We start from the raw sequence: 10,389 nt of genomic DNA on the forward strand, positions 1-10,389 counted from the left end.
GTGGAGGTGGGATTTGAACCCACGGAAGGTTGCTCTATCCGGCCGTCTCTGTGGCGTGAGGATCTCGCTTCCCTAGCGTCTCTACCTGGGGTCCGAGTGCTGGCCGGTTCTCAGGGTTCCTCGCCCTCTCCTGACGGCATGTGCAATGAATGTGCAATGGAGGGGCGACGTCTCACCTGGTCAGTCCCGGCGGCACGCCCCGGCGGCGGGCGACCACGGGAACGGGCCGGAGTGCCCGATTGCGCGTTCGGTCCGGACCACAGACAGAGCCGCATCGCGCAAGCGGGTGCTCCGGGATCCGGGGGTCCACGGGGGCGGGAGCCCCCTGGTTCCACACGCCCTTGGCCCGAGACGTGGTGTCGGCACTCGGCCGTGACCACTTCCCGCCTGCCGTGGGGGCGACGGCGCGCCGTGTGTTGAGGCGGTGACGAGAGCGGCCACGGCGCCCCAGTGGCTCCGGCCGACCGGTCGCGGGCTGGGGACCGGGCGGCAGCCCGCAGCCCCAGCCCGCAGAGCGGGAAGGCCGCGACGGCGCGGGAGCGCCGTCGCCCTTGATCCCATACAGCCCAATTCGGCAACGGTGGCGCTTTGCCCCTACCGGGTGGCGGGCTTGGCCTCTTGCCAGATGAGTTCGAAGCTGCGTACGTAGGTCTCCGCCATGTCAGGCGACGTGGCTCGGTCGACCACCACCACGGGCGACTTTGCGGCAGGGAGTCCGTGGAGATGCTGATTCGCGAGGACGCGTTTCTCCGTGAAGAACAGGGAGCTGTAGAGCACGGTGGAGTGAAGCCGGATCTCGATTCCCTGAAGGTCGCAGAGCGGCTTGAAGAGTAGGAGCGCGTTCCGCGCCCTGGAGGCCAAGGCGTCCCCTACGCCCTCGTCTTCACCTCGGCGCTGTATGTGCTGGGACTCCGGGTCGCCGAGAAGGATGCGAACGCTTGCGCCGCGCTGGGCCTGCTCGGCCAAGACCTTGTGCATACCCGCGTCGTCGGCGAGGAACAGGCCGCTGTAGACGAGGATCCCGATCTCTCGCTCCGCACTGGCGAACAGGTCGTGCCAGACCTCGCGCGGGACCTGCCAACGGTGCGGGTACACGCGCTGCGCGTGCGGTGATGGCGGAGGAGTGGGAGACGGCTCCTCGTCGGGCCACAGGTCGGCTTCCGCGACTCCCAAGAGGTCGGCCACTGCCCACCGATGGCGGGGGTAGGGGCGCTGTCCGGTCATCCACCTGCGCACGGTCTTGGGGTCGACTCCGAGGTGTGCGGCCACGTCGGTGTCCGTGAGTTGGGACGCGGCCATTGCCTCGCGCAGTGCGGTGTTCACGTCGGCGCCCTCCGGGATGCGGGACCCCGACGATAACAGAAGACGTCCCTAGACGTCCCTCAAGATGTCCGATACGTGGTACACATGTCCACCTGCTCCGAGGATCGTCGCCCCAGGTAGCAAAGACCCCCGCGAGTGCTGCTGACACTCCGGGGGCATGGTTCACACCTGATCGGAGCAGGCGGAACATGCGGAACCTTATCGCGCGGGCCTGGACGCGCAATTCCCCTGACGGGCGGCCTCCTCGGCTGAGGCCGTATGCGGTCACCCCGTTCACGCCGTCGCCGCCGGAGTACCCGGTGGCGCCCCTGGCGAGGATGGTCCGTCCCTACGTGCTGGAGGCCGAACGGCGCCGGGAGACGGAACGCGTCGATCGGAGCCGTCTCGGCCTTGCCGTCCTTCTCGACATGTCTCGCATGGAGGCGGTGGTGGCGTGAGGACCGACGTCGACCCGGATCCGCTCCTGCGGATCCTGCGTGAGTACTACAAGGACCGGTGGTCCATCCGGCGTACCGCCCGGCTGTGGATCGCCACGGCGCATGACTACACCGCTCAGCACGCCCCCACCCTGATCCAAGAGGACGTGGAGATGTTCGTCCGCGAGCTTGAGCACCCTCCTGCGGGGGCGGGGAGAGCAGAGTTGCTGCGACGCGGGGGACATCAAGACGGCCCTCAGGAGGGGTGAGGGCTGGCCGCTGACCGGCGCCCGACCTTCCCCAGTCGGCGGGCGCCGGTCACGCGGTCGACATGGGCACCTAGGTACCTAGCTTGCTAGCTTGCATGAAAGTTTTCTTGCAACCGTGATCGCCTGGACCGGAGGAACGTGCTTGAGCCCGCATGCGACCCCTTGGGGGACCTACCACCAGATCGCGGACGCGCTCCGCGGTCGCATCACCGGTGGCGACCTGGCTCCGGGCGACGCTGTCCCTTCCGAAGCTGCTGTAGGGCAAGAGTTCGGGGTCGCACGCACGACGGTTCGCCGCGCGCTGGCCTTGCTTGAAGCCGATGGGCTCATCAAGTCCGTCCCGGGGACCGGGCGTGTCGTCTGCTCGCCGGAGGAACAGGGAGGCGGGGTCACCGACACTCCTCCTGCGCAGTACAGGAGGATCGCCGCCGACCTTCGGGAGCAGATCACCAGTGGCGCTCTGGCTCCGGGGGATGCGCTGCCCAGTGAGGCCGCGATCGTGCGAGAGTACGGCGTCTCCCGGGGGACCGCGCGGCAAGCCCTGTCGGATCTGGAGGGGACCGGGCTCGTCGTCGCGATCCATGGCAAGGGACGGTTCGTCAGAGAGTCGGGAACGGCCGCGAGCTAGCCTGCTACATGTGGGACATGTTCACATGGCGCGGGAACTCGCGCGCGAACTGCTCGAACAGCCGTTGCCCCGCCGCTGGGCGCACACCCAAGGCGTGGCCGAACAAGCCCGATCGCTGAACGAGGTGCTGGGAGACGAGGCGGAGCTTCTGGAGGCCGCCGCCTGGCTCCACGACATCGGATACTCCCCGACCCTCCATGAGTACAGCGCAGACCTTCGCCTCACCGGCTTTCATCCGCTCGACGGTGCCCGCTACCTGCGCCTTATCAACGCAGACGAGGGCTTGTGCTCCATCGTCGCCTACCACTCCGGGGCGACCGTGGAGGCAGAGGAACGCGGCCTGTACGAAGAACTCGATGAGGCATTCGACCCGCCCCCGGCCCACCTGTTGGAAGCGATCACCTACGCGGACATGACGACCGGTCCGGACGGCACTCACCTTCCGGTTGAGCGTCGGCTATCAGAGATCCTGGAGCGCTACAAGCCGGGTGACATCGTGCACCGCTCCATCACCCGCTCGTCGCCGGAGCTGACGGCCGCGGTGCGGGCTGTCGAGAAGCGGTTGGCGGAGGTCGGCTGACCTCATCCGATGTGGGTGGGTCCGCCTTGGAGGAAGTGGTCGATGCGCAGGCGCATGGACCGGTCCATGGTCAGCTCGGCGAGCTTGTCCTTCGGGAGCCAGAGGACTTCCTTGGATTCGTCGCTGGTACGCGGCTCGCCTGAGACGGGGCGGGCCGTGAGCGCGATGGAGAACTCCTGGCGGGCCTCCCCGTCACTCGTGTAGTACACGATGTGCTTCGGGTCACTGTAAGTGCCCACGATGCCGGTGATCTCGCAGGTGACCCCGGACTCCTCCTCGGTCTCCCTGACGGCGGCCTGGGGCACGGACTCCCCCAGGTCGATCGCGCCCCCGGGTACGGCCCAGTTGCCGTTGTCGGTCCGGCGGATCATGAGGACTTCGTCGCGCTCGTTGACCACGAACACGTTCACCGAGGGAACGCGGCTGTTGGCCTGCGGCGCCTCGGGGTCGTCGTAGTAGTCGATCCGCCTGCCCACGGGCCCTCCTTCAGTCGAGGGGACGCGCCCCGTCCCAGACCTTCTCGAAGCTCTCCAGGTAGGTCGCCATCATCTCCCCGCCCGGAATCTTGCGCAGGTGGAAAACGGGCGCCTCGGCCGCCATAGTTCCATACAGGTGCGTGTTGACCAGTAGCTGGTCATCGGCCCGGTACAGGGAGTTGTAGAGGATCGTGTCGTGAAGGCGGAATTCAGTGCCCTCGACAGCACGGACCTGCTTGTACATCAGGATGACGTTCCTGATCTTGGACGCCATCAGCTCCCCGCCGATGCCCTCGTCCTCGCCCCGCTGGAAGACGGCCTCGGACTCCGGGTCGCCGAGTAGCACGCGCAGTCGAACCCCGGACTTGGCCTTGGCCGCGAGCATCTTGAGCATGCTGGGGTCGTCGGCGAGGAAGAACCCGCTGTAGACGAGGACGGAGATCTCTTCCTGCGCGGACTCGAAGAGGCGCTTCCAGGCATCCGCCGGAACGCTCCACCGGTGCGGGTGGATCTCCACGATCTCGCTGTCGGAAGCGGCCTTGCTCTGCTCTGGGGTGAGCGCCTTCGGCCAGAGATAGGTCTCATCCGCTTCGAGGAACGCCGCGGTCGCATAGCGGTGCTTGCGGTAGGGCGTGCGCCCCAGCGTGACCCAGCGCTCAACGCTCTTAGCGTCGACACCGACCGCTTCGGCCACCTCGGCTGGTGTGACTCCGCGTTTCAGTAGCGCGGCGCGCAACCTCTCGTTCGGCATGTACCCCGGGGGCTCGCAGGACGTCTAAGGACGCGCTCACATTATCGGGACGTCCTGAACACGTCCAGCCATGTAGTGATCCCGTCCGGCCTCTGCGCGGGATCGTCGTAACCGTCAGCACGACCCCGGCGGCACCGGGGGATCCGAGCTTCCCGACGAGGGCCCGTCCGGATCCCTTGGCAATCGTCTTCGATACATGTTAGACATGTATCGATCTTCGGTTGAACGGCTGCTCGTCGGCCGCAACGGAGGTCGTCTGACGTAGGACGAAACAGAACTGGAGTGTTACTCATGGCGATTCAGGGTGCGATCCCGGTGGAGTTCGGGACGGTGTTCCCCCACGGCGCCTTCGCCCTCGGGGTGGAGGCCATCACCGACTTCGAGACCAAGCGTCCCCAGCTCGACAAGAACACCGGGCTGCCCTTGTGGGCGGTGGACGTGATCGATGCCGACCCGGAGGCGCGGGGCAAGGCCAAGTCCGTGAAGGTCAAGATCCCCGCGCAGGTGTGCCCGGTGCTTCCCGACGAGGCGGCCGGTCTGCCGTTCCGCCCGGTGGAGTTCGAGGACATGGCGGTCATGCCCTACGTGGACGACAACGGGCGGCGCCCGCGGGTGGCCTACTCGCTGCGGGCGCGCGGGATGCGGGCCCCGGGCGGCGGTGGGCGTCAGAAGGCCCCGGCCTCGTCTGCCTCCGCTGCGAAGGGCGGCGAGTGATGGCATTCACGGTCGTGAGCGCCCACCTGGATGCGGACCTGGCCCCGGCCCTGTCCCAGCGGATGTGTCTGGTGATGGGTGGTCGGGGGCTGGTGTTCCAGCTCGGACCTGAGGATGCGGCCTCGGTGAGTGCCGATGAGGTGGCCGTTGCCCGGGAGCTGGCCGACGCGGCCGCTGCGTTCGCCGATGCCCTCGAACGCCTGCACGCGGGCCGCTAAGGAGCCCGTACGTGTAGCGGGGCGGCCTGGTGCGCCAACACCTTCGGCCGCCCCTTCAACCCCTCCGACAGCTACCAACTTTCAGAAGAGGTGTGTGTTCATCATGGCAGACCAGCCCGAACGCGTGTCGGCCCGGGAGATCGCCGACTTCCTTGCCACGCTCCACGAGCACCGCTCGGTCCCGGCCACTCCGGCCGCCTCGGCGGCGTCCCGCGTAGACATCCTGGCCTGGAAGGCATCCCTTCTCGGGCGCATGGCGACCAACACCCGCGACCCCGAAACCCGGGCCACGGCCGCGGCTGCTCGTGCCGACCTGGCCGCCGCCCGTGCCGAGCTGGCCGCGTCCCGCGCTGAGGCCCTGGCCGAGTCCTACGTTCTGCGGACCGGGGGTGAGCACTGATGCTGGGCGGTAAGGGCAACGGGGCCTCCCAGGTCCAGCACACCACCCCCGTCCCCGCGCACGCGGTCCGCTTCACCACCCCGGTGGTGGAGACACCGGCCGCCTTCATCCTCGGCCGGTGGGCCTGGCGCCTGCTGGCGTTCCTGGCCGCGCTGCCGGTGCGCTACCCGCTCTCGGTCGCCTCGGCGGCCGTGCTGGTCGGCTCCTGGTGGGTCCTGGGCTGGATCGGTCCCGCCCTGGTGTGCACGGTCTCCGTCGTCGGCGGGCTGGCCTGGCGCCACTGGCACCCCGTCTCGTTCCGCCGCTGGGTCTCCCTGCGGGCGCTGGGCCTGGTGCGGGGTGTGTGGGTGTACCGGCGGCACTGGCAACCCGTCCTTGTCGTCTCGGGGCTAGCCGAGTCGTACTTGGAGCGCCAGTACCTCCCGCGGATCCGCTCGGTGGCCTGCAGCGAGTGGGCCGACCGGGTGCGGGTCAAGCTCGTGCCCGGCACGGCCCCGTCCGACTTCGAGGAGCGCACTCCCCAGCTCGCGCACGGTTTCCAGGCCCCGGCCTGCCGGGTGGAGGTGCTGGGGCCGCTGGACGTGGTCTTGGAGTTCCCGCGCCGGGACATGCTCGCCGACCCCATCCCCGCGCTCCCCGTCCCGGACAACGCGGATGCCGTCGACCTGGCCGCACTTCCCATGGGGCGGTGCGAGGACGGCCGCACCTGGACCATGCGCCTTCACGGCACACACGTCCTGGTCGCCGGAGTCACCGGCGCGGGCAAGGGGTCGATCATCTGGTCGGCGGTGCGCGCGATGCTCCCCGCGATCCAAGCGGGCCTGGTCCGGGTGCGGGCGGTGGATCCCAAGCGGATGGAGCTGTCCTACGGCCGTTCGCTCTTCCACCGGTACGCCGATGAGGGTGTGGCGTGCGTGGAGCTGCTGGAAGAGGCCGTGGCCGACATGCAGGCGCGGGCTGAGCGCTATGCGGGCCTGGTGCGCTCGCACGTGCCCGGCCTCGATGACCCGTTCGAGGTTGTTCTTCTGGACGAGGTGGCGTTCCTGACCGCCTACCACCCCGACCGGGACGTGCGGCGCCGCGCCGAGAACGCCATGGCCACCCTGACTTCGCAGGGCCGCTCGGTCGGCTTCGCGGTCGTCGCCGCGTTGCAGGATCCGCGCAAGGAGGTCATGAACCTGCGCAATCTGTTCCCCGACAAGGTCGCCCTGCGCCTGGACGAGGCGTCCCAAGTCGACATGGTGCTCGGCCCCGACGCCCGGGACCGGGGTGCTGATGCGCACCTGATCGACCCGTCCGCCCCGGGGACCGCGTTCGTCCGGCTGGAGGGCTCCAAGATCCCCGCCCGGGTGCGGGCCGCCTACGTCTCGGACGAGGACATCGACACCATGACCGCCAACGGCGAGACCGGTGGGGAGGGTGAGGGCTGATGCCGACCGTGACCGGGAAGTCCACGCGGGCAGAGCGCATGGCCCAGCCCCTGGCCCGGGAGGTGGCAGAGCAGATCGCCGCCGACAAGGGCGTGTGCATCCGCCCCGTGTCCCTGCGGCGGACCGACATCGCCACGGGCGTCTCCGAGGTGATCGACGTTCCCTGTGGGACCACGCTGGCCTCGCGCTGCCCGGCCTGCGCCAAGCGCAAGCGGTCCATGCGGCGCTCGCAGTGCGAAGAGGGCTGGCACCTCACCGAAGAGCCCGAACCCGCCCCCGACAATCCCACCGAGGTCCAACAGGACTGGGTGGCCAAGCGGGCCGTGGTGACGGCCGAACGGGAGCGCCTGGCCGACGAGGGAGGCGCCTCGGCGGAGGAACTGGCCGCCCTGGACGCGGCGATCGCCGACCTCGACGAGGAGATCACCGCCTCCGGGCTACGTGGTTCGGTCACCCCGGCCTCGTCCTCGGACAAGCCCCGGCGGGCGCGGTCCACCCGGCGGCGCCAGGATGCCCCGGACCTGCCCAAGAGGCAGATGAAGCGCTCCACGCTGGGGCGGGCCTTCACCGACCCCGCCTCGGGCAAGGTCTTCCGCCCCTCCATGTTCCTCACGCTGACGCTGGACTCCTACGGGCGGGTGCGCTCGGACGGGACCCCGGTCGACCCGGCGACCTACGACTACCGGCGGGCCGCGCGCGACGCGCTGCACTTCTCCAAGCTGGTGGACCGGTTCGTGCAGAACCTGCGCCGGGTGGCCGGGTTCGACGTGCAGTACTTCGCCTCCGTGGAGCCCCAACGGCGCTTGGCTCCGCACGTCCACATGGCCGTCAGGGGCACGCTCCCGCGTGCGGAGCTGCGCCAGGTGGCCGCGGCGACCTATCACCAGGTGTGGTGGCCGCCCGCCGACGAGGCGGTCTACGAGGGGCCCGACGTGCCGGTGTGGGACGAGGCGACCGGCAACTACTGCGACCCGGCCACCGGCGAGGTCCTGCCCACCTGGGCCGAGGCCCTCGATGCTCTGGACGAGGATCCCGCCGCGGAGCCGCACCACGTGGTCCGGTTCGGCTCCCAGGTCGATGCGAAGGGGGTCGTGGCGGGCACGGAGGATGCGGACCGGTGCGTGCGCTACCTGGCCAAGTACCTGACCAAGGACATCGCCGAATGCCACACCGTGGACACCCCCGCCCAGGAGGCCCACGTTGACCGCCTGGTGGAGGCCCTGCGCTACGAACCCTGCTCGCCGCGCTGTGCGAACTGGCTGCGCTACGGCGTCCAACCCGACAGGGCGAAAGAGGGCATGGTGCCCGGGTTCTGCCGCTCCAAGGCCCACCGGCGCGAACACCTGGGATATGCGGGACGGCGCGTGCTGGTGTCCCGGAAGTGGTCGAACAAGACCCTCGCCGACCACAAAGCCGACCGCCTGGCCTGGGTGCTCGAACAGCTCGGCGTCGACCCCGACGCCCCCGACTCCGAAAACGCCGGCGGGGGCGTGCCCCTGGTCAACGGGTCCTTCGCCTGGGAACTCGCCCGCCCCACCGACCCGGACGTGCCGCCCCGCGAACACCGCCTGCTCCGCGCGGTCGGCGAGACCCTCAAACGCCGCGCCCGCCTCGACGCCGCACGCTCCCCGAATCTCTCGGCAACCGGAGAAAGGGCCGCATGACCGCGACGCTCGACGTGCCCCGACAGCGCCGCTCGGAGCGGCTGTGGACGGTGGCCGATGCCGCCGCCTTCCTCGGGGTCCCGGCAAAGACGCTCTACCAGTGGCGCTACCAGGAGACCGGCCCGCCCTCCCACCGCGTCGGCCGGTACGTGCGCTACGTCCCCGACGAGGTCCACGCCTGGGTCCAGGCCCAGCCATGACGAACAGGAGGAACGGCATCCATGGCTAGGGCCTGGGTCTATGACAGGAACAAGGACAAGGCGTACCGGGAAGCCGTGGCCAAGGCCAAGGCGGCCAAGCGCACACCTCCGGGCCGCTGGCTGGTCCGCTACTACGACCCCGCCGGAAACCAGAAGAGCGCGGGCACCTTCAAGAAGAAGCCGGACGCCGAGAACAAGCAGAACGAGATAGAGGCGCAGCTCCGTGACGGGACCTACCGAGACCCCTCCGCGGGCAAGGTCCTGCTCAACGAGATCGCCGAGAAGTGGCTGGCGACGCGCACCGACATCGCCAAGTCGACCTGGTGGAAGTATCGCGGACTGCTCGACAACCACGTTCTCCCCCGCTGGGGTGACGTACCGCTGAACGCGATTCACAACGAGGACGTTGCTGTCTGGGTCGCTGCGCTCCAAAAACCGAGGGACGAGGGAGGGAGCAACCTCGGCGCTTCCCAGACAAGGCACGCTCACGCGCTGCTGTCCATGGTGCTCGCCTGGTGCGTGCCCCGGCGCATCCCGATCAATCCGGCAAAGGCTGTACCGCTCCCCAAGCGGAGTGATGCGGAACACGTGTACCTCGATCACGTGCAAGTGGATCGGCTCGCGACATGCGCGGGGTCCCTGCGTACCCGCTACCAACAGATGACTGCCGCGTCCAAGGTGAACCGGGCGCTGATCCTGCTCCTTGCCTACACGGGCCTCAGGTGGAACGAGGCGGCCGCACTGCGCGTGGGACGCATCGACCTTGACCACCGCCGCGTCCGCGTCTCAGTGGCCTTCTCCGAGGTGAAGGGGGACTTGCTTGAGCAGCTCCCCAAGACGGGCAAGCCGCGGACCGTGCCGCTCCCGGCGTCGATCGTTCCGTACCTGAGGCCGCTCGTAGAGGGTCGGTCGAAGAACGCCCTGGTGTTCACCACTGCACGAGGCCACCCGCTCCGGATCCGGAACTGGCGCAACCGCGAGTTCGACAAGGCCCTGAATGCGGCCAAGCTCGACGGACTGGGGCTCACGCCGCACAAGCTCCGGCACACGGCGGCCTCCCTCGCCATCGCGGCCGGTGCGGACGTGAAGGTGGTCCAACAGATGCTCGGGCACGCGACCGCCACCATGACCCTGGACCGGTACGGCCACCTCTTCCCTGACCGCCTCGACGAGGTCGCGGACGCCATGGATGAGGCCCGGCTGAGGGCGGTCGCCTGAGCCGCCTCGCCCTGCCGCATGTGCAATGAATGTGCAATGCGGCCCGGCACACCCACCGCGCACATGACGAAGGCCCGGGCTCACCTGCGTGAACCCGGGCCC

The 10,389-nt window shown here is 69.2% G+C and carries 13 protein-coding genes; 10 read left to right on the forward strand and 3 right to left on the reverse strand.

Annotated elements, in window-relative coordinates; all coding sequences use genetic code 11:
• Positions 1-594: 594 nt before the first annotated feature.
• Entirely contained in the window at positions 595-1,323 is a 729-nt protein-coding gene (locus D476_RS0131330; RefSeq protein WP_239648880.1) for a helix-turn-helix domain-containing protein, read from the reverse strand.
• Between the two features lie 433 nt (positions 1,324-1,756).
• Here D476_RS0131330 and D476_RS0131340 point away from each other — a divergent pair, with 433 nt between their 5' ends.
• The 3 genes from D476_RS0131340 to D476_RS0131350 all read left to right on the forward strand — a co-directional run bounded on the left by D476_RS0131340 (position 1,757) and on the right by D476_RS0131350 (position 3,216).
• Positions 1,757-2,008: a hypothetical protein gene (locus D476_RS0131340; RefSeq protein WP_017627819.1), complete on the forward strand. Its 252-nt coding sequence runs from the start codon at positions 1,757-1,759 to the stop codon at positions 2,006-2,008.
• A 142-nt stretch (positions 2,009-2,150) separates the two neighbouring features.
• A complete protein-coding gene (locus tag D476_RS0131345) occupies positions 2,151-2,636 on the forward strand; it encodes a GntR family transcriptional regulator (RefSeq protein ID WP_017627820.1) in 486 nt (161 codons plus the stop codon).
• Positions 2,637-2,661: 25 nt separating this feature from the next.
• On the forward strand, positions 2,662-3,216 hold the full coding sequence (locus tag D476_RS0131350) for an HD domain-containing protein (RefSeq protein ID WP_017627821.1): 555 nt from the start codon (positions 2,662-2,664) through the stop codon (positions 3,214-3,216).
• Between the two features lie 2 nt (positions 3,217-3,218).
• Here the strand turns inward: D476_RS0131350 and D476_RS0131355 are convergent, their stop codons facing one another.
• On the reverse strand, positions 3,219-3,692 hold the full coding sequence (locus D476_RS0131355) for an NUDIX hydrolase (protein ID WP_017627822.1): 474 nt from the start codon (positions 3,690-3,692) through the stop codon (positions 3,219-3,221).
• 10 nt (positions 3,693-3,702) lie between these two features.
• The gene (locus D476_RS0131360) at positions 3,703-4,386 is read right to left on the reverse strand and encodes a DUF5919 domain-containing protein (protein WP_017627823.1); all 684 of its coding nucleotides are present in this window, start codon (positions 4,384-4,386) and stop codon (positions 3,703-3,705) included.
• Between the two features lie 348 nt (positions 4,387-4,734).
• Here D476_RS0131360 and D476_RS0131365 point away from each other — a divergent pair, with 348 nt between their 5' ends.
• From D476_RS0131365 to D476_RS35275, 7 genes are all read left to right on the forward strand, one after another.
• Positions 4,735-5,157, forward strand: coding sequence for a hypothetical protein (locus D476_RS0131365; protein ID WP_017627824.1), 423 nt, complete (start codon positions 4,735-4,737; stop codon positions 5,155-5,157).
• Positions 5,157-5,375, forward strand: a complete 219-nt coding sequence (locus D476_RS0131370; RefSeq protein WP_152529486.1) for a hypothetical protein — start codon at positions 5,157-5,159, stop codon at positions 5,373-5,375. Before D476_RS0131365 ends, D476_RS0131370 begins: the two co-directional genes overlap by 1 nt.
• Before the next feature lie 103 nt (positions 5,376-5,478).
• Positions 5,479-5,775: a hypothetical protein gene (locus D476_RS0131375; RefSeq protein ID WP_192826456.1), complete on the forward strand. Its 297-nt coding sequence runs from the start codon at positions 5,479-5,481 to the stop codon at positions 5,773-5,775.
• On the forward strand, positions 5,775-7,205 hold the full coding sequence (locus tag D476_RS0131380; RefSeq protein ID WP_017627827.1) for an FtsK/SpoIIIE domain-containing protein: 1,431 nt from the start codon (positions 5,775-5,777) through the stop codon (positions 7,203-7,205). The genes D476_RS0131375 and D476_RS0131380 overlap by 1 nt, the downstream gene beginning before the upstream one ends.
• The gene (locus D476_RS0131385) at positions 7,205-8,869 is read left to right on the forward strand and encodes a replication initiator (RefSeq protein WP_017627828.1); all 1,665 of its coding nucleotides are present in this window, start codon (positions 7,205-7,207) and stop codon (positions 8,867-8,869) included. The genes D476_RS0131380 and D476_RS0131385 overlap by 1 nt, the downstream gene beginning before the upstream one ends.
• Positions 8,866-9,069 carry a helix-turn-helix transcriptional regulator gene (locus D476_RS0131390; RefSeq protein ID WP_017627829.1) on the forward strand — a complete coding sequence of 68 codons (204 nt, stop codon included), beginning with the start codon at positions 8,866-8,868 and terminating at the stop codon, positions 9,067-9,069. Before D476_RS0131385 ends, D476_RS0131390 begins: the two co-directional genes overlap by 4 nt.
• 21 nt (positions 9,070-9,090) lie before the next feature.
• Positions 9,091-10,287 (forward strand): tyrosine-type recombinase/integrase, encoded by a 1,197-nt coding sequence (locus D476_RS35275; RefSeq protein WP_017627830.1) that lies wholly within the window; start codon positions 9,091-9,093, stop codon positions 10,285-10,287.
• The last annotated feature ends 102 nt before the right edge of the window (positions 10,288-10,389 follow it).

The organism is Nocardiopsis chromatogenes YIM 90109, from assembly GCF_000341185.1.
GTDB lineage: Bacteria > Actinomycetota > Actinomycetes > Streptosporangiales > Streptosporangiaceae > Nocardiopsis_A > Nocardiopsis_A chromatogenes.